Below are 23,735 nucleotides of genomic sequence, written 5' to 3'. Positions count from 1 at the left end.
AACAAGTATCTTTTTGAAGTTGGCTATACATATGAAGTATGATTAGTGAAGGAGTCCGTCGCGATATACCTATGAACGGGAGGCATTCTAATCATGAGTGATGAGAAGAACATAGCTTACATTCCAGAGGTCCATTCGCTGGGTATTTCGGTAATTACTGCGATTCATTCCGGCGATATCCCGTTGCTGAAGTTGCTGCTTGAAGAGAATCCCGGGTTGGCCGCCTCAAGAATTGTAAGGAACGGAGAATTGCGTTCTATGCTGCATATTGCAACTGATTGGCCCGGACATTTCCCTAACAATACAGTGACAATTGCACTGTTGATTGATGCCGGTGCTGAGGTGAATGCCCGGTTTACTGGACCGCACAGCGAGACCCCGCTTCATTGGGCTGCAAGCTGCAATGATGTCGAAGTGCTTGACCTCCTTCTCGATGCCGGTGCTGACATCGAGGCTTCCGGTGCCGTCATAGCCGGCGGAACGCCGCTCGACGACGCAGTGGCATTCGCGCAATGGCGGGCAGCACATAGATTAATTGAGCGTGGAGCCAAAGCTTCTCTCTGGCATGCAGCCGCGTTGGGTCTGGTAGATGCTATGAAAGCTCATTTTGCCGGAGACCCGCTCTCACAGCAATACCCTTGGGGAGCTGGACACTCATCGCCTCCGGACGAGGTGAACGTCGCTTTCTGGTGCGCTTGCCACGGCGGACAACGACACGCAGCCGAATACCTGCTCGGCCACAAGGCGGATATAAACTGGCCTTCTGTGTGGGACGGCCTCACTCCCTTGGATGCTGCTCAGCGCAGTGCCTCCCCTGATCTGGTACAGTGGTTGCGCGGACTGGGTGCTAAATCCGCTACCGGACTTCTTTAATGTTTCTCCGCCAAGCTTCTGTATTCAGCTCATTATTCATGACTGCAGCCACAAATGAGCCGGCCGAAGCCGAAGCAATTGCCTGATGCATCATAGATGCTGCATCCCCGGCGCTATAAATGCCCGGGATATTTGTTTGTCCGGATTCATTAACGGCGAGTACTCCTGTTTCTGTGAATTCGCATCCGATGGTGCGTGGAAGGTCAGAGCCCATCGCCAGCTCAGGTTTGAAAAAGATTCCCCTGGCTGGAATCACCGTCCCGTCTTCCAATACAACTTGTTGAACGATACCATCCTTCGAGTCGATATGCCGGATCGGTGAATCGAACAAGGGAATATCATTGTGCTGGAACTCCTGGCGCTGAGCCTCGGTCAGTTCATCCGGACCATTCGTACAAACCGTAAGCCGGCTTGTCCATCCGGAAACAACCGGAGCGAAATGCATTAGGACTGTTCCTTTCGATATGACGACAAGCGGCTGATCCCTTAATTCCCAGCCGTCACAATACGGGCAGACGAAAGCACTTTTTCCGTATACCTCCTTAAGGCCCGGAATAGAAAACGGCTGATCCTTCATGCCGATAGCGAATAATATTTTTTTACTTGTTATCATTTGTCCTTCCATCGTGCTCAATTCAAACTGACCGTTGGTGCCTGCGATCGATATCACTGTATCCGCTACGAATGATGCCGTGGGATAGGCCAGAATCTCTTCTTGTGCGATTCGCCGGAACTCCTTCGGAGTGATCCCATCACGGGTAATAAACCCGTGAACCGCGCCAGTTACAGCATTGCGTGGACGCCCCTCATCAATCACCGCTACCTTTTTCTTCGCCCTCGCCAATACCAAAGCGGCATTCAGACCCGCCGGTCCGCCGCCGATAATTGCCACATCAACATATTGTTTCTCCATAATGAATAGCCTCCTTCATAGATTCGAAATGTCTACAATTATACCGCAAGAAGCCTGGGACTTCTTGTTTGACCCGATAAAACAGATATCAAAGAGCTTCTTTGTCCACAATAGATGGTTTATTACTATTTTGCAATGATTATTTTTAAATTAATATTATCTTTCAGTGGTGGTATCAGCTCCGATTGGCCGCTTGGATCAGTCCGGCAAGGTATTGCTTCTGCTCTCCCTCAGCTTTGTCAGCAAGCTTCTGCAGCTTGTTCTTCCCGCCCCAGATCAGGTAGACAAGATGTTCCACCTGGTAGTAATGCAGGCCGTGTACCTGATCGAGCAGCAGTCTAAGCAGTCCCACATTCTCCAACTCTCGCGTCATCTTCAGCTTTAATGAATCTGTACAGTACAGCATACACGTCAACAGCACGGGAAGCATCTCTTTGTTAATGCCGTTTTGTTCGATTAACGCAGCTGTGAATCTATTCTGGACAGACTGATGTTCAACATCTACCTTCTCCATATATTGAAGGACCAGCGGGAAATATGCCTGATCTGTGAGACCCAGTCCAAAGACCGCATAGCTGCCCGGCATGCAGCATTTCTCCGCTTCTGCATCCGTATACCATTCGAAGGTTTCCATCGCTGCGATGGCATATTCTTCAAGCAACGGGTGTATCTTCGGGTATTCAAGCGCATTCGCAAAGAAACGGTGCGTGCCCGTTTTGGCGAGTCCTTTGAGCGGCAGCCAGTGCTTAACTGAGGAGGTTAGCTTGATCTGATAGCTTTTTGGAAAGCCCGACTTCAGCAGATTCGTCAGATACCGGAGCGCAAACGCATAACTCTCCTCTGACTCCTGATTAATACGGATGCGTACCTCGGCAAATACATCATTAGCGCTACATTCCACCTGATCATTGCGTAATCTCGTAACCTCTTCAGCAAAGGCACCGCTGCCATAATTAATTAGCCGTGCAGCCTGGACACTGCCGAGTTCGAGCGCGCATTGCAGGAAGGCAAGCCCCGTACTTCTGCTGTAGGAAGGCTCATATTTAAGGATGCAAACTGCAGCATAGATCACGAGCCCAACCGTTTCTTGCCCGGCATTTTCCAGCACAGCATCGTTCCTCTTCGTAAATCCCATCTGCCACTGGGTTCCTGTGTTCTCGAAATAACGCGGCAACCAATGATCTTCTACCCAGTTCCTGAGCGCTACAGTGATAGTATTGCGATGCTCAGCCAGATGCTTGTTCCCCTTGTTCAGCACTTGTATCTTGTCATACACAGCGGTGATTCTGCCGGAATCCAAGACGGGATACAGTCCTTCATCCAGGAGATGCCGGGCCAGGAAAAAAGTTTCCAGCGGCTTGGTCGGATATTTGCCGGCATCTAGCTTGTTTAAGGTATAGAGGCGGATCTGTTCCAGCAGTTGTTGCTTCTTCGCCTCATCTACATATTCAAGAATGTGCACATGGACAACACCTTCATTCACCTTGAATTTCCCGTCAAACCTGAACCGGTAATCCAGGACTGCCGGCGGCAATGCATTTAATTTGTTCTGCATATACGAAGCAAGCTCAGGGATGATCTGCTCCCGCACTTGTACCTCTTTCAGCTGCTCAGGGGTAGTCTGCTTGCTTTTACCCGGTTCGTTTAAATCAAGCAAATTATCTGTCACATCCACTCTGCCATCCGCATATTCGAGGAGAGCATACCCGTGAATGCCTGCCTGCAGGGTGGTCCGTTTTACAATTTTCTCTGTTTCTTTATCACTGATATAGATGAGCCACTTGTCTATTTCCATTTTCATTTCTTCAAGAATTGCTTCCAGCGTATAATCCATGTCTATTACATGCTCCTTTACACAGCGATATCGGCAGTGAAGTTGTTCATGCCCACTCTAAAATTATGTACATTAAATATTACCGTATCTTGATTTACCGTTCAAATCGGTTGGGGGTATCTGTCTGATGATCAATCGTTAATTGATACCGGAAATGATTATGTTTCTTAAAATGATATCTGTAATTTTCAAGGTAAATCCTTTAATTACCATACTTCCATATAAAGTATTTTATGATAATATCATCTATAGTTCTTTCGGCCGAGAGCTCAATGCTTATGAAGGGTTTGAGAAAAGTGAAAAAAATAAAATTGAGATCGCTTTCAGTATTTTTTTGTTCGATTATCTCTGCTTCACTTTTTACAGCAAGTGTATACGCCGCTTCTGGCATTAGCATTCATGACGTAAGTGCCCAGAAACAACAGAGAGGTTATTTATGCTGGGCGGCCGTATCCAGTATGGCAGGACAATACTTAGGGAAATCCAATGCGACTCAGTATAACATAGTAACAGCCGCTAAAGGATTATACATGGACACTGCCGGATCTGTATACGATGCCCAAAAAGGTCTTGCAGCATATGGTGTAAGTTCGACTGCACTTGTAACTGTGCCAACTTACGACAATATAACGAGTAACATCAATGGTAACTCTAATCTTCTCGCATTTATGAGTAAAACGGGAGCAACGCTTGGTCATGCCTTTTTGATTAAAGGTTACTACTATAACACTGATACCAGCACTCAGAACTTATACTATATTGATCCAGCAGATGCTTCCAGTAATATTCAAAGCTTCTCAACTTTCAAGAGCAATTCTATCTATACTTGGGTCAATACAGTAAACAATATAAAAGTGAATTAACTGTAAAATAATCACTATCAATTAAGGAGGGTTTTTATTGAAAATTCGCGCCATTATATTAACTATTTTATTTGCTCTATTCACATTGGGAAATGTTGTGTATGCAGATTCAAGTCTGGAGACAGCTGGGGCAGATATCAAAGGGGCGATCGCTAGGGAATATACAGAGTATTATGCTGATACTCTTGAAGCCCAGAAGACTAGCTTTCACGGCAGCGACAAAGCAAGCTTTCATGAAGCAACTTTGGGAGAAGGAGTTGCCTATTATCAAGTGAATGTCCACGGAGATTCACTTTCACATGAATTGACTGGTTATAAATTCCCGCTTTATTTAGAGGGAACTCAGGTTGCGGTGGTCGATGCCACTTTTGAATCAGGTGCCTGGAAAATTTTCAACATCAGTAACCATGATGATTTTGACAGTGCAATTAAACGGATCGAAGCTGAGTATGCTGGAAACGGTAAATTCGAGCTTATTGATGATAAACGTTATAATCTAAATTATGTCTATACTAATAGTACGATTAATGAGGAATATATCAATTTAACAAATGATGAGAGTATAAGTCCTGCAGAGATCCTGAATATTATCAGCGAGTCTGTGGATTCTCTTAATAATTTGAATCGAAATTCAAATGACGGAGTGATTTTAGTCGGTGGCGGCCCCAATGTCTCTCCTTCTGACAATCAGACCTCTTTGCTTCTGCCAATTATTTTATTCGGATTATCTCTTGCCTTTGCTGTTCCACTAATAGCCATACCGACTCAAAGAAGAAGAGCCTCAGGCACATTAGAATGAGAATGGTCCGAATATAATGAGACGAAAAGGATGGGTATTCCCTCTTCTATGCCTTGTGCTGATAACAATGATAGGATGCAACAATGAAGATTCCGCGGCGGGAAAGACCGACGAACAAATCGCCGCCGATTATCTTCAAGCTCTTGGTTACACAATTGTTGCGGATGAAGGAGAGGTCGCAAAATATACCTTGGAGCAGAATATGCTTGAAAACCTGGATTATATGCTGCTCTGGGCAGTTCAGGAGAAAGAACCTTCTGCCTATTTCGGGAAAGAAATCGTCTCTTATGATTTTCTTGTAAAGGATCATCCGCTGGAAAAGTTGTTTAGCCCGGAAGATTACTTTATTTCTGTGGTTGTCATGCTTGTAGACGGTGATGTTATAGGCGGAACCTCCGGTCCAAGAAGTAAAATCAAAAATCTAATCATGGCGGGCGGAGAGTATTCAATAGATGGAAAAACATTGAACGAGATAAAAGGAACCGATTATCCGCAATGGCTGGACTATTGGAAGAAAACTTACGGTAAGCGAACGGAGTGACCTGAAAGACCTGAAAGACCTGAAAGACCTGAAAGACCTGAAAGACCTGAAAGACCGCCGCTTCAATTAGAAGCGGCGGTCTTTTGTTTACCATTATTTTTTTTGAAAACTGTTCTTTAAAAAGGACTGCAAAGCCGTTTCTACTTGCGTGTCTTAAATCTCTTCGAGAGCACGAAACCAAGGATGATCAGACCCATTCCGGCTAGGTACATGCCTATCGGACTTTCTTCACCGGTCTGAGGCAGCTTACCCGGCAGACCGCCTTGATTCGTTGGTTCATTTTGTGAAGGTTCATCTATTGTTCCTTTAGGCACTTCATCTACCACTACTTCGATCTCGATCTCCTGGTCCTCTCCATTATCGCTAACGATAATAGTGAACTTGTCTTTTCCGGTATAGCCAGGGTCAGGTGTGTACTTCCATTTCCCGTCTGGTGTAATCACGACGGTTCCATGTTCAGGCTCATCACCAAGGCTAGGAATTCCCCCAAGCGGGATTTCACCCTCGACCGGAATGTCCTCTATTGTGTTGACAGCTGTTGGCTGTGGACTTGGAGGACTGCTAATTACAGGTGTTGCTGTCGGTGCATTTGTCGGTTCACTTGTAGGTTCTGGTGAAGCCGATGGTGAAACTGATGGTGTCACCGTTGGAACAACTGTTGGACCCGGAGTGACTATGACTCCTGGTATTGAAGGAGTTGTTGGCGTTGATGACGGCGTTGACGGCACATATGGTGTTGCTGTTGGCGCCGTTGGTTCTGTTGGAGCTGGCGTTGCTGTTGGTGCAACAGTCGGCGTTGCTGTTGGCACTGGTGTAGGTGCAACAGTCGGTGTTGTCGTTGGTACTGGTGTTGGCGCAACAGTCGGTGTTGTTGTTGGTACTGCTGTTGGCGCTACTGTTGGTGTTACGGTTGGCACTGGTGTTGGCGCAACAGTCGGCGTTGTTGTTGGCACTGGTGTTGGCGCAACAGTCGGCGTTGTTGTTGGCACTGGTGTTGGCGCAACAGTCGGCGTTGCCGTCGGTGTTGCTGTTGGTGATGATGTTGGCGCTACTGTTGGTGTTGCTGTCGGCGATGGTGTCGGTGCCACTGTTGGCGATGGTGTTGGCGCAACAGTCGGCGTTGCCGTCGGTGATGGTGTTGGCGTTGCTGTTGGCGATGGTGTTGCTGTTGGTGATGGTGTTGGCGCTACTGTTGGTGTCGCTGTCGGCGATGGTGTTGGCGCAACAGTCGGTGTCGGTGTGGCCGATGGCGATGGTGTTGGCGTCGCTGATGTTTTGTTTTTTATTTGCAGATCTATGGCTGTAGTTGAATTAATTTTAACTGCATGAGGTGTCGTATCTAACAGATAACCTGCAGGTGCAATTTTTTCAACTACTGCATAATCTCCGCCGAGCAGTTTTGTGAATTCAAGCTTGCCTTCTTCATCTGTTACTCCCTCATTAATCCAAATCTGCTCATTGCCGATGACGCGGAATAAGTCAAATGCAGCTCCTTCGAGCGTCTTGTTCTGATTATTCGCATCAATCTTTTCAATGTTGAGCGTGCCTCTGACACCGCTGCCTGTGCCTGAACCGCTGGAGAGCTGAACTTTAACTTCAGAATTGGTATCTTTGGTAACCTCTTTCACATTCTTACCTGTGAGACCTACCTCGTTGCTGACTGTTTCATTATTTTGTGCAGTGATCACAGATTGGTACTGAAGAATGTAAGCTTCCGAGATTTCTTTGGTAAACTTCAGTACGAAGCTTTCTTTGCCTTCACTGTCCTTCAAGAAGTTCAGTGTATAATCTGTGCCGCGTATCAATTCCTCGCTGGCGGGTGTTATTGTCCCGTTTTCTGCAACATTTGTCTTATAGAGGTGATAAGTGTTAGTAAGCAGAATTTGATTCTCACTCGGAGTATCTGTTACTAAAGCGTCCTTCACAACGGATTGATTACGGTTGATATACACCGTCCAGTCAATCTTATTGTTGTTTTGTGCGCCTGTCTTGGCGATATATTCGCCTCCATTAGGAATGTTGACCGAAGCATTCAGGTCTGCGGATTCCTTGGTCGTACCATCAAATAGTACTGCTGTATTATCGACAGTCTTTACGTCAATAACCTTATCAGCGAAAGTAGTCTTAAAGGTAACGTAAAATGCATAATTGATCGTTTTGTTAAAGCTTACCTCAAGCTTCCCGTCGTTCAGAGTTACGTTGTAGTCCTTTTCATCGACGTTTACGTCCTCTGAAGGGTTACCATTTGAGCCATAGATCCATTTGAATACCTTAACGGAATCCAGATCCACAACTTGACCGCTGGTAATCGTGTCCACCAATTTAGCATTAGTCAGGGTTTTCATATTATAGTTGGCCCCGACATTCCAGGTAATCTCTTTGTTGATGGCATCGTACGATCCGTTTTTGAGTCCGTTATTCTTCACTTCTGCTCTTGGATCGAATGTTGATGTTGTCTTGATGGTCCGACTCTGACCATTCTCCACCCATTCCAGCAATGCCTGATTGACAAACTGGTTTTTATCCTCCGCCAACCAATCAAAGTTAAACTTAGTGAGGTATGTGATGGTATACGGTTCAGAGATCGGAGCTTTAAAAGTAATCGTGAACCCGTCGTTCACCGCCACAGGATCATGTTCGGTATAAACAACCTCAGTGGCGACTGCGGGACCTCCAGCGACCGGTTTAATCGTAATGCTTCCCGTTACCAGCTTGAGTCCTGCGTTAACGAAGGTATCCGTTACTTTCAGATTTTCCATCGTCTTTGAATCTTTGTTGATCGTAATTGTCCAACGTACTGTCTTGTTCAGATAATCTTTTTCGCTGTTACCCTTGACCAATATTTGTTGGGTGATATTCTGGGAAGCTGAGTCCGAATGTTCGCCGTAAGTCACTGTATTAGTGACCTTGCCATTTTCAAAAACACGTTCCGGCGCTTTAGTTTTGTATTCGATGCGGTAAGCAGAATCAATATCATCATTGAATTTGAGTTCAAAATGATATTTACCATCTACCACTGAATCTGTAACCGTGTATTTATTATCCGGAAGAGGCTGGGCATCTTTGCCCCCTTTACCATCGGCCGCAATAGTCACCGGGTACACCTTCAGCGAATCTGGAATGAGTTCCTGTTTGAGGTCAATGGTATCCTTCAGAACCGCGTCGTTTGCCGAAATAAACTTTTCATTGTAATTGAATTCAATTGCCCAGCCAAGAGTCTGGGTTGCAGGATCGTAGCCGTTTGTTACTTTGGTAAGCGGCTTGCCCCGTCCTACGGTTACGGTAGTCTTCGATTCTTTAGATAAACCGTTGTCTCCCGTAAAAATAGCTGTATTCTCATAGCTGACCGCATCCTCACCACTGGCTGTAATATCGGTGGTGAATTCTACACGATACGCCTTGGTGATCGGGCTCTGTTTAAATTTTAATTCCAGCTTCGCCGGTGTGGACCCGGAGGCATCATAACTGCTACCCGGAACAATGTCACCTGCTATAACTGTACCGTCCAGCTTCACTTCAAGTTCACGGACAACAATGGAGCTTGTATCAAGCGTCAACCCGTCCGGAATCTCATCGGTAACGGCAGCGTTGACCACACTTTCCAAGACCTTGTTGACATCGACGGTCCAGCCGATTTGCGTCGGATTGTAGAATTGAGGCAATGGAGTACCTTTCTTCTCTACAGTTGAACTGACGTTAGGCTTGAAATGAAGTTCAATTACCTGGGTACCGCCATTGATCGGGAACTCCACAAGCTGTGTGGTCGACCCGCTTATTTTTTTGGAGCTAAGCAGTGAACGGACAGTAAAGGTCCCCTGCACTTGATCATATTGTTCAATAAATTCATTAAACGTAAAGACAACATGATTATTACCTTTATCGACATGATAGGTGCCTACTGTATCTCCACCAAATAGAAGATCCCCATCCAAATCACTATAAAGCTCAAACGGATCGGGTATATTAAATTCAAAAGTGGAGCCTGCTTCATAACCGTGCCCGTCTGCTAATGACCACGTGTAATTCAGCTCGGAATAGGAATCCAGCTGATATACATTTCCGGTGACTGTCTCTGAGTAGTGCTCATCCGTATACACGGCCAGAGAAACGCTGGTGATCAAATTTTCCGTAATTTTACTGGGTTCTGCATGAGCACGTTCAGTGAAAGAGCCAAAGCTTGTTGTCCATTGGGTAACCAATAGAATAAGTACGAGCCAAATGCTAATCTTTTTCATTTTCATTGATGAATACTTCCTCCTTTTTCGTCATCGATTGTGTTTGAAGCTTCATGCCATTGCCTGCGCAACTTGTGGGAGAACTGCGCCGACAGCAGTTTAAGTAACTGTAAACCTGACATATGAACAATTTCTGAACAGCTTCCGGATTTGCGTGTGAAAAAACAAAATAACCCGCCAAGCATAAGGCTCGGCAGGTATTTGGTACTTGTATACGGCTTATCCCTTTTACTTAGTCACGGGTTACAAAGTGCTCCACCCCATCTGCTAAATTCGAGATTTTATTCTTAAGAAACTCAGGGTAAACCTTATAGTCCAGTAATTCGTTGATATCAACCCACTGGAATATCAATCTGGATTCATCCGTTTGAATTTTACCCTCATGAAGCAAAACTCCGACGCTCCGGAAATTATGAATTCGATTCTCTTCTACAAATAACCAATCTCTGTTATTCATGCTCAAACACCACCAATCTCTAAATTTTAACCTTTTCAAACTTCGTAGTACCTTGCCCCAGCTATTCCCCACTTCTCAGACCCGCCCGGTACTCACTAGGCGGCATGCCGGTGTGCTTGCGGAATTGCTTGGAGAAATACAGCGCATCATTGAAGCCCACGGACGAAGCCACCTGCTCAATGGTCAGGGGAGACCCGAGTAGTTGTCTGGCCTTGTCCATCCGCTTTTTGAGCAGAAACTGTTTGGGCGAGAAGCCGGTTCGCTGCTTGAAGGCTTTGGACAGATGCACCCGGTGGTAGCCGAGTGAGGATGCCAGGTGATCAATACTAATCTGCTGGTGGAACTGCAGCGAAATCCAGCGGATAGCCTGGTCAATCTGCCGGTCAATAATCTCGGGCATTTCGGCAGGGTGCAGGGGCAGCGCGCTTAAATTACCCAGCCCGAATTGATGAAGCAGCAGCCGTGCCCAGCCTGAAGCCTCCAGACTCTCCAGCCGCGGGTAAGCAGACTGCTGGAAGGCATGCCGGATACGTTCGTACAAGCTGTGAAGCTCTGTGACATTACCGGAATGCATGAAGGGCTGTTCCCTTGTAATGCCTACAGCCGATAGAAGTTCTTGAACGCCTATCCCCTGTAAGGCTACCCACGCATAATGCCATGGGATATCCCCATCTGCCTGATAACTGAAGAGCGCACCCGGGAAAATAACGAAGGTGTCCCCACTCCTGCACTCGGCAGAGAACGTCCCGCTTTGAAACAGGCCCTCCCCTTCCAGGACAGTATGTATCAAATAAAAATCGTGAACGGAAGGTCCAATTTTATGGCCGGGATAAGGCCTTGCCTCCCCGCTGAACAGGACAGACAGATCCTGCTCCTCAGGTGTAAGATTAATCCCTAAAGTGAAATCATAATGGTCCGGATTCATATGCAACATTCCTCCATATTCATCTTGTCTTTCTCCATAGTCGTGCCTTCGGTTCTATTCTATAGTGATTATAGAAGAAAACAGCGGAAAAAGCTTCTAAACCAACGATTATCATTCGGATTAAGATTCATATTCCCAAATGAATGAAGCGTATTCCGCAACTTACAGGAGGCTAATGTCTAATGTCCAAAATTACATTTATCGGTGCCGGCAGCACGGTTTTTGCCAAAAACGTCCTGGGGGATATCATGGCTACACCTGCCCTGCAGGGGTTCGAGCTTGCCTTGTATGATATTGACCTTCAGCGGCTCAAAGACTCCGAGAATATGCTCACGAATCTGAAGAACAGCGGCGGCAGCACCTGTACCATCATCGCCTATACCGACCGCAAAGAAGCGCTGCGCGGCGCCAAATATGTAATCAATGCCATTCAGGTCGGGGGATATGATCCATGCACCATTACAGATTTTGAAATTCCGAAGAAATACGGCTTGCGTCAGACTATTGCGGACACTGCAGGCATCGGAGGATTATTCCGCAATTTGCGCACGATTCCGGTCATGCTCGATTTCGCTGCGGATATTCGTGAGGTCTGTCCGGATGCGCTGTTCCTGAACTACACGAACCCGATGGCCGTTCTAACGAATGTGATGAACACTTACGGCGGAGTGAATACGGTGGGATTATGCCACAGCGTGCAGCAATGTATCCCCGGATTATTCAGTCACCTCGGGATAGAACAGGAAGGTGTACAGGCGACGATTGCCGGTATCAACCACATGGCCTGGCTGCTCAAGGTTACCAAGGACGGCAAGGACTTGTACCCGGAGATCAAACGCCTCGCTGCAGAGAAGCAGCTTGAGCCTCACGGTGATATGGTCCGCTATGAGATGATGCTGAAATTCGGCTATTACATTACAGAATCCTCCGAGCATAATGCCGAATACCATCCGTATTTCATCAAAAGAAATTATCCCGAGCTGATTGAGCGGTTCCAGATCCCTCTAGACGAATATCCGCGCCGCTGTGTAGAACAGATTAGTCGCTGGGAACAGATGCGTGAGGAGCTGGTGAATAATCAGGGGCTTGCGCATGAACGTTCACATGAATACGCCTCTTATATTCTGGAAGCGATGGAGACTAATGTGCCGTTTAAGATCGGCGGCAACGTTATGAACACAGGACTGATTCCTAATCTGCCCAAAGAAGCCTGTGTCGAGGTCCCTTGTCTGGTTGACCGCAGTGGAGTAACTCCGACCTACGTAGGCGATTTGCCTCCGCAATGTGCCGCACTGAACCGGACGAATATCAATACACAACTGCTAACGATTGAGGCCGCCATGACACGCAAGAAAGAGCATATCTACCATGCAGCCATGCTGGATCCGCATACTTCAGCAGAGCTATCGATGGATGATATCATTAATATGTGTGATGAGCTGATCGCTGCCCACGGTGACTGGCTGCCTGACTATCAATAAAAGGTGAAATTTGTTTTATCGCTATAAGCAAAGAAGCCCCCCTATAGGACGCTATAGGAGAGGCTTCTTTGCTTATGATGAATTTTAGTTCAACGACTCCATTCGCTCAGGCTGTCTGGATTGAAATCTAACTCCTTGCCGCTTTGATTAATCACATATACTCTCTCCGGCGGACTTTCCAGGCTTCTACCCGTAAGTACAAGCTGGCGCCCTCCTTCAATGGGATAATTCCTTATATATAATCCTGAACCGGTATCTTCAAAAGAATATTTGTTCAAATCGCTCCAATCCAATGTGTTGCCCTTTTCCGATAAATCCGTTAATTCATCTAATGAAATATAACCGTCCAGCCCTCCTTCCTGGTTGTTTTGGCATGCTGAACCAATCATTAGAACGAATAAGACAATCATTGATAACTTCAAATATTTAGCTAGTCTCATATACACCCCTCTCTCCAGAATGCCATTATCCAGCTGGTGATCTATAGGGGTAAATATACCATAATATAGAAGTCAACACTAAGTCTGCAATAACAATCTCCTAGCTCTTAATAATCTCAATAATCTTCCGCTGGGCATCTATCGCTTCGGGGATGGGCATGATCACAAACACATGGTTCATTTTGGGATATACAAAGGTATTGATTTCAATTCCCTGCCCGGTTAGCTTGTCATCCAGTTTCATGGCATCGGGATATAGCCCTTCGTGCGTTCCGATAAAGTGAGTGATTCTTCCGAGGCCTTCAAAGTCCCCGTAGATGGGACTGATTATAGGATCGCTTAAGCTTTTATCATCCGCCCAGATCCTTGTAATGACTTCCATTCCACCCACCGACAGCATCGGGTCCTTCTTTTCATATTCAGGAATAAGCGGGTTAGTAAGCCCCATATCCACACAGGCAGACAATAGAATGATGTCCTTGGGCTGGGGAATATCATTCATTTGGAGCAGATGGGCCAGACCCAGTGAGATGTTTCCGCCTGCTGAATCGCCCATAATCGTCAATTGTTCCGGACTTTGAACGGTTCCCAGAATATCTTTATACAGGTTAAGGAGCTTCGGATAGGTATTCTTATAATTAAAGTTAGGAATTTTAGGATAAATAGGGGCAATTATTTTCGCATTAAGCGACTGTGCCATTCTATCCATGAACATCCAGTGAAAGCTTAAAGGCTGGTTGACCCAAGCACCGCCATGGATATAGAGAATTACTTTTTGCGTCAAGGATTGTTGGTCATTTATTGTAAAAACCTTAATTCCCTCAAACACTTCCTCCGTAATTCCGCTGATGAATTTAACATCAGCAATTATATAGGGTTTACTGTTTTCTAGGCCTACCCGTTTTACAAACTGGGTCGTGTTTTCAATACTTGAAAAGCCTTTTTTTGTGTTTCGTAAAGCTAAATACTTCTCAAACAGAAAACTCTTAGTTGAACGTTTTTTTGTATATACTTGTACACTCATCGTTCCCCCTCCTGTCATGCTGAATGATTACTGTATTTGCATTATAAGGGTTGATGTATACTTCAAGGTCAAGAAAAATTCTATTTGGATTCGACATTAGCAAAATCCTAAGAATAATTAAACATAACGTTGATTCCATGCGCAAAAAAGGCGACACCTAATGAATCCGTTATCGCCTTTTTGAATTGGGCAGAGCGGAGATCCAGTGCTGGAGTTGACTTTTAATCATGGCGAATAGTTTCTTGCCGAGTTGATTGGCGATTTCGTTCATCAATTCCACCAGTTGTTGTAAAGCAAGGGCCCAGTCCAAAGTGCCGACTTCATCACAAAGCAAATAAAACAGTCCGCCGAGCGTCCGTTGATCGGTACTTTGCCGATGCTGCCAGACCAGCAGAATATAGCGGGAAAAGACAATCGTTGTATGGCTAATTAGCAAACCGTAGGAGCGACCTTGAAACTCTTTTGCAGACGTAACAAGGATTTAGCGCATTTAAAAAAGACTTCGATGTCCCAGCGAAGAGCGTAGATTTTAATCATTTCCGGTGCCGTTAGCGTCAGATCCGTCGATAGAATAGCTAGCCACTCGTTTTTTACCATACCAATGATATGAAGATCTCAGTCTACAATCCGCCCGATTAGGGGGGCATGCGTGAACCAGATATCCATAAGTTCGTAAGCTGCAGAAACCCCGGAATCGATGGCCCGATCCAGCAGTTCGGAAACCAGATGTGGGGCAGAAAGTAATGCTTCCTTCCGGCGTTTGTACCCGCAGGAGCACTTGTCGATTCCCGGATTCATGCCGGTAAGTCCGGCCTTTATGGAACTCAGCAAAGCGAAGTCCAAAGGGAGAAACGTATGGCCGTCCGACCAGCCCAAAGTCAGCATACGAAACCCTTTATAGTAAGCACCCGTCGCGTGATCCTTGAAACGAGCCAACAATTCTACAGTTTTGCTCCGATTTCGTTCAAACATGGAATCGTCCACAATGAACACGGAGGTTCTCGTGACGGAAGTCAGGGTTTCGACCCGCTACACAGTGTCACTGCTGAGCGAAGTCAAGAAGCGCCGCCAAGCGAAGCCGCTATGATTGAGAAACCGATAGACCGTATCTTTGCCAGGAAAGATTTCACCTTTGGCACTTTCCAGCAGGCGAAACCAGTTTTTCTGATGGAAGAGTAGCACGAAAACGAGCAGGAACAGATGGGAACAGGTATAGCCGAAAGCCTTTTTGAATCCTGATTTTCTCAGGTGCTTCAGTACACCGAGCTCCTGAAAAGCAGGCCTCATTTCAGGCGGGAGTTGATCTAGAGACAGCTTTTGCTTTATCATGGGTAGGACACATTTTCTGTGGTTTAGTGGAAGCTTCGACACTCTCACTTTACCAAATGAATTAGTGTTTTTCTATGGTGGCAAGACCCTTACTTAAACATGCTCCACCTTAACCCCAGTATGGGGTCAACTCGATTTTGACTCTGCGAAAATTGAGTCAGATAGACTTAAATGTGAAGGTGGTCGAAAATAGCTTGAAGAAAACGTTTAGAACGCTTAGTATACGTTCGCTGCAGCAACTCTTGGCCTAAGCTTGTCTTTATTGACGAATGACTATAGTGCAGTTGATCAAGCCAGACGCTCATGGTCGATGGTAATGTTATGCGGTACATTGATTTTTAATCGAGGATATAACTATCTGAAAAGTAAAAATAAGCAAGCGAATATAATGACATTTACAGGGGCGCTGATTTTGGTCTTTGTTCTTGTTAAATTCCTCTTTTAAGAGCGAGAACAATGTAATCAAGGCCGGCTTGAGTTAATCCACTTTCGGTTAGCATAACGGGCTTGGTGAATATGCTTTAATACAATAGTAATATCTCTCTGATCCATCCCTAGCTCCTGAAAACGAGATTCTTTTTCTGCTCCAAGCAATTTCAAAATTTGATACACAGGGTCAGCGCTTATCAATCCGTGCAACATCCTTCCTGTAATTTCTATGGGGATAGCATATTCCCACTTTGGCTTTTTGGTGACCATCTGTAATATTCATTATATTCTCTGAAAGTTGCCTAGCACGTACATTCGCTTCCCTTAATAGGATGTTATGAAGTGAAGAATCCTAAGGAGGCTGGTAACGGATGCAGAAGAAGAATCCTAAATTGGTGAAGAAAGTACTGTACTCCACACGGGCGCAGAGACATGTGCATGAATTTGAGGGGAGTACAAAACTGGCTGAAGCAGGTGCAGACCGCCATAACCATCGCTTCGCAGGCGTGACCGGGCAAGCCATCCGGGTAGGAAGCAGTCATGTTCATGAAATTGATCTCAACAAAACTGATTTTCTGAACCATTTTCATAATCTGAAAAAGATTAGAACAGGACCGGCTATTCCAGTGGGGAATGGTAAACATGTACACTTTGTAATGGGCCAAACGACAGTAAACGATGGTCATAGACATCCATTTAATTTTGCGACATTGATTGACTCCCCTCTTGTTTAAATAAAGTAAGACTATATTACCCATGAGAAAGTGTACTCGTTTGAATTCGGTTATATAAAATAGCCTAATAAACCATCTCCAGCCATCAGTCTGTGTGCTTTTGCCCACAAATAAAGATACTCCATCAAACATATTGTCTGATGGAGTATCTTTTGTGATAGGGCTATTTGCTGAATAAATGTTCAGCATCATCAAGCGCCATGCTTTGGCCAATGGAGGAGTAATCGAGCCATTTTTGTCCATCCAAGAGGTAGACATGATTGTTTTTAACAGCTTTTAGATTTTGCCATACCGGATTCTTCTCCAGCTCTTCGAAGTTCCCCTTAGCTTCTTTACCCGTGCTGATGATTAGGAAATGGCATTTATATTCGAAAGACCAAAGAATGTGGAAAATGCCCGCGTGCCGTAAGACTTTCCCGATGTGTAGAGCGGCAAAAAGTTTGGAAAAGCGAGACTGTTCAGACAGGGAATGTTGTTTTAACATGTTTAATTTTCGATTTTAAACCACGGACCTGAAGCTTGAAGGACAGCCCATAGTTTTTCCGGAAGATCAATGGTATTAATATTGGAAGCCTTGATAGCTGTTTGAATATCTGATTCCTGTCCGCTTTGAACCTTGTCAATCCAATCTGGATCTGTAATTAACGCATGTCCGATCACAGCTAGGTTAAGTCCTTTATCTAATCCTTTTGCAGCATCATCGGGCGTTACCATAGAACCCGCAGCCAGTAGGGAAATCCGGCTATTCACATGTTCAACGATCAACTCAAGATAAGTCCTATCATCTTGGCTATCAACTGGCTTAGAGGATAGAGCATCAGCTAGTGAAGCATGCACATAATCAACTTCTGCTTCAATCAGACGGTCAATCAATACATAAGTATCTTTCATCCTTATACCGCCTTCTTGATGTTCATCAGGAGAAATCCGGTAACCGAGAATAAACGGTTTAACAGCATGCTTTTCAATAACCCTTTTCATTTCCTTAACGATTGCCAGTGGAAAACGAAGGCGGTTCTCAAGTGATCCTCCCCAATCATCCTCACGTCTGTTGAAGTAGGGAGAGAAAAAGTTTTGAACTAAAAATCCGTGTGCACCATGAATTTCAACCCCGTCGAACCCTGCTTCTATCGCTCGTCTTGTTGTTTCTCCAAATGCATGAATGACTTCCCATACTTCATCGTGCGAAAGCTCTCTCGGCATAACGGAAGGAGCAAATCCTGTAGCTTCCGTCTCAACAGCACTTGAACTAACTACATCTCTATTTGGGGTAAGATCCGGGAGTGCTTTGCTGCCTGCGTGAAAAATTTGAAGCACAGCAGCAGCTCCGCCGCTTTTTGCCGCATCCGCCAATCTACGTAAACTTGGAATGAATTTATCGTCATAGGCTGCAAATTCATTCGTAAAACCAATCCCATTAGGCTGAACATGTGTACACCCTGTTATAACCAGACCTACACCTGTTACTCTTCTTCTGTAATAGTTCACTTCACCATCTGAAATTGTGTAATCGTCATTGCTGGCCCAGGTGGTCATAGGCGACATTACTACCCTATTTCTAAGAGAAATCCCATTTTTGAATGTGAAAGATTCGAACAGGCTGTTATATTTTGTGTTCATTTTCTTACCTCTTTCTAATTAGTTCATTTCTAAACTTACCAGTTGATGAGCGGCAACGACATTGTTACAATAACTTCATTAAGTATTCGAGTTACTCGAAGTCAATATCATGGAGGTACGAAATTTTGAATCAGTCATTACATGAACCCAAATATACGATTAAAGATGTAGCAGAAATCACCGGACTTACCAAACATACAATCCGTTACTACGATGACCAACAATTAATTCCTTTCGTTTCAAGAGATGGCAGAAACAACCGTTTATTCTCTGACCATGATCTGGATTGGCTACGAATGGTTCACTCCTTTCGTATTTCAGGATTGCCGATTTCAGAAGTCAAACATTACATTGCTATGTGTTTACAAGGTGATGAGACGATTCCTGACAGGGCTGAGCTTGTTGCAAAGCAAGAAAAAGAACTAGAGGCAAAGATCCATGCGTACAACCTTCAATTAATGCACATTAAAGAAAAGAAGGCTTATTACAATAGTGTCTTGGCTGGCCAATTGAACGACACCTGGAATCCGGTTAACAATAATCCGGAATGCGGTGAGAAATATGATATACCGGAACATATCCATTCAGCATCAAAGGCTCATGTTTCACCCTAAAAGTTAGTCTAGGGCTTCGTGTGCACACGAAGTCAATATTTTTCTTCTCACAATATTTCAACATACCCTTCGGTTCCATGCACACGGATGCGTTGCCCGTCCTGGATGAGTCTGGTGGCATTCTCCACTCCGACAACTGCCGGTAAGCCGTATTCCCGTGCGATCACTGCGCCATGGGTCATCAGTCCGCCGACTTCTGTAATTAGGCCTTTGATGGAGACGAACAACGGAGTCCAGCTGGGGTCGGTAAACAAGGTGACCAGGATATCCCCCTCCTCCAGCTTAGCCTCTTCCATGTTGAGGATCACACGTGCCCTGCCTTCTACCACTCCGGAAGAAACAGGCAGACCTGCAATAGCTCCAGCCGGGAGATGAGCCCGTTTGTACTGGCCGGACAGGATTTCTCCATCAGAGGTAATCACACGCGGGGAGTGAGCTTGTCATATAATTTATAGTCCTCTTTACGTTGATTGATGAGCCGGTAATCGATTGTATTCGTGCGGACGGTTTCGTGAAGCTCTTCAAAATTGAGGTAGTATATATCTTCTTTGTCGTGGATAACACCTGCTTGAACGAGCCGTCCGGCTTCTTTCAGTAACGCCTGCTTATAAACCAGGTAACGGCTAACCATGCCGTATTTAGGATATTCCCGGTAACCGTTGTAATTCCGGACCAGGTCAATTCTTACTTTGGTTTCTTCGGCTTTGTGTACTCCATCCGGTAACTGCTTCAAGCGGTCTAACAGCTCCTGTTCTTTCTCCCAAGCTTCCTGCCGCCCCTGCTCAAATTTCTGTCTGCTGGCATCCGGTGCAAAGTTCCTGATGTTGCTAAGAATCATGGGGATCAGTATCGCCGGTTTCTCGCTCCAGCGGGTTCTGGTAATATCGATTTCTCCGGTACAGCGCATTCCATATTTGCTGAGATAATTATTTAGAGTGTCATACGTTTTTTGCCCGCCCTCTATCTTCATCAGTCCGTCCAGGAAGTCCTCCTCTTGTACTTGCTGCAAATAATCAATGACCTGCGGGAAGGCACGAATTACATCTGCGACATCCATCAGTTCCAGACCCATTTCCGAAGTAATATTGTTCTGCACCGATTGCGAAAGGGTATCAGCCGCGTTAATTTCACCCAACCACTCGTTCATTTTTTCGTTAATCCATGCGGAAGCATCCATTGCGGCCATGAACACTGCCGTACTCTGCGGGTTGAATAGAACCCTCTTCAGTTCCTGGATATCTTCAAGGATGAACTCGAATAGAGCCGAGCCTGATTTCGTCTTGATGTTGTGTTTCAGCTCTTCTACCGATGCTGCATTACTCTTGATCAGCTCCGTAACGATGGCCGGATCGCTGCCGGCAGGTGTTTGATCGCCAACGGGCGGCTTACCTGGATTGCTTTTGCCGGACTGCGCGGCCGCTTCAGCTTGCGGTGAGATGGGTATGAAATCTCCCCGCTCCACGATAGTCATAAGCGCGTCTTTGACAAGCGGATCGGATTTCCCCAAGGTATCAATGATCATCATTCTGGCGGGCGAAGCCAAATAGGAGGTGACATCGACAAACAGTCTTCCGCCGGCTATACGCATGGGAGCAGGAGTAATTAATAGGTGAAAAGACAGTCCCAGCGGCTTCATAGCATCTGTCATCATTTGCCCATGACCCACAGATACATAAGCGCGGTTCTCTTGATCACTGGCTTCAGGGATCGGGAATAGCGTGGTGATAGGCCGGCTCTGCACAATATAGAAGGTATCATCAGCCAGACACCATTCAATGTCCTGGGGTGAGCCAAAATAAGCCTCGATTTGTCTTCCAATACGTTCCAACTGTAAAATTTGCGGTTCAGTAAGCGTCTGCGCCTGTTGCTGGCCGGAATCAAGCTGCCGGGTTTCGGTACCGCCTTGCGGCAGTCCGTAGATTGCCAATGTTTTGGCTGCAATCCGCTTATCGATGATCTCGCCTTCCTTCACCTTATAGCAATCGGGAGACACCAGGCCTGAGACCAATGCTTCTCCAAGTCCAAAGCTGGCGTCGATGGACAGCAGCTTGCGGTTATTTGTTACCGGATCAGCGGTAAACAGAATGCCCGAAGCCTGCGGGAAGACCATTCTTTGAACGATAACTGACAAATAGACCTGAGTGTGGTCAAAACCATTCTGCAGCCGGTAGATTACCGCGCGGTCCGTGAATAGTGAGGCCCAACATTTGCTGATATGCTGGAGGATGGCATCAACGCCGATAATATTTAAGTAGGTGTCTTGCTGGCCGGCAAAAGAGGCATGCGGCAGATCCTCAGCAGTCGCACTGGAACGTACCGCGTAAGCCTGTTCACTCCCCAGCCGGGAGAGAACCTGTGTAACTGCTGTTACAACCCCGGACGGAATTTCTGCTTCCGTAATCATCCGGCGGATCTCCCTGCTGATTTCTCTAATCTGCTCCCGGTTGTCCGCTCGCAGTGTGGTTAGCCGATTCAGTAGAACATGATAGGTTTCGTTATGCACGATTGCTTCCTGATAAGCTGCGGTTGTAACACAGAAGCCTTCGGGGACTTGGATGCCTTCTATTCCTGATAACATCCCCAGATTTAACCCTTTGCCGCCAACCAGCAGCAGCTGCGTATTATCCATTTCCTCAAAACCCAGAACCAAAGCATCCATTCCATATCTCCCCTAACTATTGAGTTGAAAAAAAATTTGACAAGAAATTTCCGGCATGTTATATTAAATATATAAGATGCATTAACTTTGTTATTTCAAATAAAAACAGTTGTGAAGTGATTATATCATCCTGTATGTATATATGCAATATGAAGAACCTGAGCTGCTGCTCAGGTTCTTTTTTTTGACGTATGGGAAGTTATATTGAAGCGGACTGAGATTCCGCGAATAACGCCTGATTAACACAAATAAAGGAATCTGAGTCCTCCTCTATTCGTCTATTCGTTACGCCCGTAGTAGAGCTTCAGGTTTGTCACATCCACCAGATACAGGATATCGATACCTTTGGGACTGCGGTCAACCGCCAGCCGCTCGACCGGGATACCCGGCGCAAGCGATGTTTCGGTCCAGCCTGCGCCCGTATTTACGGCCATGAATGCACGATCGCTGCCGCTGCTTTTCACGTAATAGATTCTTGCGGCATTGCCTGCCCAGGTCACATCAATCGCGGCTGTAGTCGGAGCTGCATTATAGACCGTCTGCAGCACCCATCCCCCTGTGCCATAAGTGGCCTGCTTAACCGAGAAGCTCGTAGCGCCTTCTTCACGATAGCGGTACGCAATAACCGGGCGGCCGAGAGTATCGAGCGTCATCTTGGCGCTCTGAACGCCCGGTCCGCCGGGATCGCTGCCGCTCTGTACATAGGCTTCACCAGGAGCCATAGGCTGTACAATATCTGCGGTAGTCAGTGAGACCGGAGCTGACACAGGCGTTCCGTCTGCTTTGGAGAATCCCCCCGTGGAAGGACTATATTTCAGATAAGACAGCTGGTGGCGCAGCGGGCTGGCAGCGAAATACGCCCACTCGAACAAGATATGAAGATCTCCCCTGGCATCAAAGACCAGATCGTCAGGGTAGACAGACCGGTTAAGGTGCGCGGCAATCACCTTGACCTGGCTCCACACAGATTCGGCATTATTCCAGCGGAACAGAACGGCCTCTCTTTTGCCTGCCGGATCTTTGTCAGCACGCACCATCAGATACAAATCCCCGTTCGGGGCTGTCGCCAATACCGGATAGGTTACCGTCATGCCTTGAGGCAGCTCATCGGAGTGATTCTGCGGAATCCCGCCTACCGTATCCGAACGGAAGTACTGCCATGGATTGCTGTGCATGGAGGCGAATACGTGAAACCGGCCGCTCCCGTCTCTGGCCATCGACGGCTGATTATGCCCCAGATCGTCGAGATACTCTGCAGGTGCGGTTCCGTTCATGAGCGGCAGCTTGCTCCAAATCCCATCGTTATCCCGTCTGGCAATGGCTACGGTATGCTTACCAGCAATAGTTCCCGGTGCATTATAGGCCATGTACGCATACTCATAACCCAGTCCATACGTGGCAAGGGGAGACCACCATCCGGCCTGATTGCTGGAATCCATCGGAAAAGGAACCTCTTCCAGCACAGCGGCTGCGCTACCTGTTCCTGCTGGCAGCATCAGCATCAGCACTGTCATCATGAGTCCGAGCTTCCATTGTTTAATTTTCTTCAACCCTTCCGCCTCCCTCAGATAAATGCTTCTTACAAAGTGCAGTATTCATTCAATCATCCATCCACTAATGTAAACGCATTCAATTTTGTCCGGTGTACCTCCTTCCTAGGATCTTTCAAGTATTTCTGACCAAGAATAGCACGCGGAAGCGGGATTTGTTACTGTACTTTTGCAAGATTACTGTGTACGAGGATAGAAAATTCAACATGACAAAATCACCCTATCGGGTGAATCAAGCTGGAGCTTAAGCGCCTTTGCACCTGATGCAGATTCAAAGGTTACCATACATTACTCCATTCAGACATGAGCAGCATCCAGTGATATAATCTTCTTCCTTCCGGGAAAACACAATGTATTCGGTTTTTCGCATACATATGGTCCGGTTACCTCCACGCATGCACAATGTGTTCGATTT

At 46.1% G+C, this 23,735-nt stretch carries 17 protein-coding genes and 2 pseudogenes; 7 read left to right on the top strand and 12 right to left on the bottom strand.

Features of this window, described 5'->3' with window-relative positions; translation table 11 throughout:
- Window positions 1–93 precede the first annotated feature (93 nt).
- Window positions 94–873 (top strand): ankyrin repeat domain-containing protein, encoded by a 780-nt coding sequence (locus P40081_RS18050; RefSeq protein WP_042137379.1) that lies wholly within the window; start codon window positions 94–96, stop codon window positions 871–873.
- Here P40081_RS18050 and P40081_RS18045 read toward each other — a convergent pair.
- Window positions 857–1,786, bottom strand: a complete 930-nt coding sequence (locus P40081_RS18045) for an NAD(P)/FAD-dependent oxidoreductase (RefSeq protein ID WP_042137377.1) — start codon at window positions 1,784–1,786, stop codon at window positions 857–859. The genes P40081_RS18050 and P40081_RS18045 overlap by 17 nt on opposite strands.
- A 175-nt stretch (window positions 1,787–1,961) precedes the next feature.
- A complete protein-coding gene (locus P40081_RS18040; protein WP_042137375.1) occupies window positions 1,962–3,620 on the bottom strand; it encodes a DUF6138 family protein in 1,659 nt (552 codons plus the stop codon).
- 278 nt (window positions 3,621–3,898) lie between these two features.
- On the opposite strand from P40081_RS18040, the gene P40081_RS37600 reads away from it, so the two are divergent.
- Genes P40081_RS37600 through P40081_RS18020 form a run of 3 tightly spaced genes read left to right on the top strand, consistent with a single transcriptional unit; the run spans window position 3,899 to window position 5,823 of the window.
- The gene (locus P40081_RS37600) at window positions 3,899–4,483 is read left to right on the top strand and encodes a papain-like cysteine protease family protein (protein ID WP_197074375.1); all 585 of its coding nucleotides are present in this window, start codon (window positions 3,899–3,901) and stop codon (window positions 4,481–4,483) included.
- Window positions 4,484–4,520: 37 nt separating this feature from the next.
- Window positions 4,521–5,282, top strand: a complete 762-nt coding sequence (locus P40081_RS18025; RefSeq protein WP_042137370.1) for a hypothetical protein — start codon at window positions 4,521–4,523, stop codon at window positions 5,280–5,282.
- 16 nt (window positions 5,283–5,298) lie between these two features.
- Window positions 5,299–5,823: a hypothetical protein gene (locus P40081_RS18020; protein WP_042137368.1), complete on the top strand. Its 525-nt coding sequence runs from the start codon at window positions 5,299–5,301 to the stop codon at window positions 5,821–5,823.
- A gap of 140 nt (window positions 5,824–5,963) precedes the next feature.
- On the opposite strand, the gene P40081_RS18015 is transcribed toward P40081_RS18020, so the two are convergent.
- The 3 genes from P40081_RS18015 to P40081_RS18005 all read right to left on the bottom strand — a co-directional run bounded on the left by P40081_RS18015 (window position 5,964) and on the right by P40081_RS18005 (window position 11,440).
- Window positions 5,964–10,064, bottom strand: a complete 4,101-nt coding sequence (locus P40081_RS18015; RefSeq protein WP_052421873.1) for a collagen binding domain-containing protein — start codon at window positions 10,062–10,064, stop codon at window positions 5,964–5,966.
- Window positions 10,065–10,290: 226 nt separating this feature from the next.
- Complete coding sequence (locus tag P40081_RS18010) at window positions 10,291–10,515, bottom strand: NUDIX hydrolase (protein WP_042137367.1); 225 nt, start codon at window positions 10,513–10,515, stop codon at window positions 10,291–10,293.
- A gap of 61 nt (window positions 10,516–10,576) precedes the next feature.
- Window positions 10,577–11,440, bottom strand: coding sequence for a helix-turn-helix domain-containing protein (locus P40081_RS18005; RefSeq protein ID WP_197074374.1), 864 nt, complete (start codon window positions 11,438–11,440; stop codon window positions 10,577–10,579).
- A 182-nt stretch (window positions 11,441–11,622) separates the two neighbouring features.
- On the opposite strand from P40081_RS18005, the gene P40081_RS18000 reads away from it, so the two are divergent.
- Window positions 11,623–12,921: an alpha-glucosidase/alpha-galactosidase gene (locus P40081_RS18000; protein WP_042137365.1), complete on the top strand. Its 1,299-nt coding sequence runs from the start codon at window positions 11,623–11,625 to the stop codon at window positions 12,919–12,921.
- A gap of 89 nt (window positions 12,922–13,010) precedes the next feature.
- Here the strand turns inward: P40081_RS18000 and P40081_RS17995 are convergent, their stop codons facing one another.
- The 3 genes and pseudogenes from P40081_RS17995 to P40081_RS17985 form a co-directional block, all read right to left on the bottom strand.
- Window positions 13,011–13,361: a hypothetical protein gene (locus P40081_RS17995; protein WP_042137363.1), complete on the bottom strand. Its 351-nt coding sequence runs from the start codon at window positions 13,359–13,361 to the stop codon at window positions 13,011–13,013.
- A gap of 100 nt (window positions 13,362–13,461) precedes the next feature.
- Window positions 13,462–14,385 (bottom strand): alpha/beta hydrolase fold domain-containing protein, encoded by a 924-nt coding sequence (locus P40081_RS17990; protein ID WP_042137362.1) that lies wholly within the window; start codon window positions 14,383–14,385, stop codon window positions 13,462–13,464.
- 169 nt (window positions 14,386–14,554) lie between these two features.
- Window positions 14,555–15,714 (bottom strand): annotated as a pseudogene (locus P40081_RS17985) (IS4 family transposase).
- 800 nt (window positions 15,715–16,514) lie between these two features.
- Here P40081_RS17985 and P40081_RS17975 point away from each other — a divergent pair.
- On the top strand, window positions 16,515–16,877 hold the full coding sequence (locus P40081_RS17975) for a YmaF family protein (protein ID WP_042137358.1): 363 nt from the start codon (window positions 16,515–16,517) through the stop codon (window positions 16,875–16,877).
- Window positions 16,878–17,040: 163 nt separating this feature from the next.
- Here P40081_RS17975 and P40081_RS39925 read toward each other — a convergent pair whose 3' ends face one another.
- Window positions 17,041–17,361 (bottom strand): ABC transporter substrate-binding protein, encoded by a 321-nt coding sequence (locus P40081_RS39925; RefSeq protein WP_042137356.1) that lies wholly within the window; start codon window positions 17,359–17,361, stop codon window positions 17,041–17,043.
- A 2-nt stretch (window positions 17,362–17,363) separates the two neighbouring features.
- Complete coding sequence (locus P40081_RS17965) at window positions 17,364–18,497, bottom strand: NADH-dependent flavin oxidoreductase (protein ID WP_042137355.1); 1,134 nt, start codon at window positions 18,495–18,497, stop codon at window positions 17,364–17,366.
- 125 nt (window positions 18,498–18,622) lie between these two features.
- Between P40081_RS17965 and P40081_RS17960 the strand changes: the two genes are divergently transcribed.
- Entirely contained in the window at window positions 18,623–19,111 is a 489-nt protein-coding gene (locus P40081_RS17960) for a MerR family transcriptional regulator (protein ID WP_052421872.1), read from the top strand.
- A 47-nt stretch (window positions 19,112–19,158) separates the two neighbouring features.
- On the opposite strand, the pseudogene ppsA reads toward P40081_RS17960, so the two are convergent.
- Window positions 19,159–21,770, bottom strand: a pseudogene (gene ppsA / locus P40081_RS17955) (phosphoenolpyruvate synthase).
- Window positions 21,771–22,048: 278 nt separating this feature from the next.
- Window positions 22,049–23,320, bottom strand: a complete 1,272-nt coding sequence (locus tag P40081_RS17950; protein ID WP_197074373.1) for a BNR-4 repeat-containing protein — start codon at window positions 23,318–23,320, stop codon at window positions 22,049–22,051.
- Between the last annotated feature and the right edge of the window lie 415 nt (window positions 23,321–23,735).

Origin of the sequence: Paenibacillus sp. FSL P4-0081 (assembly GCF_000758565.1) — a bacterium.
GTDB classification, from domain to species: Bacteria; Bacillota; Bacilli; order Paenibacillales; family Paenibacillaceae; genus Paenibacillus_AQ; species Paenibacillus_AQ phytohabitans.
This window is presented reverse-complemented; position numbering and strand designations above follow the sequence as displayed.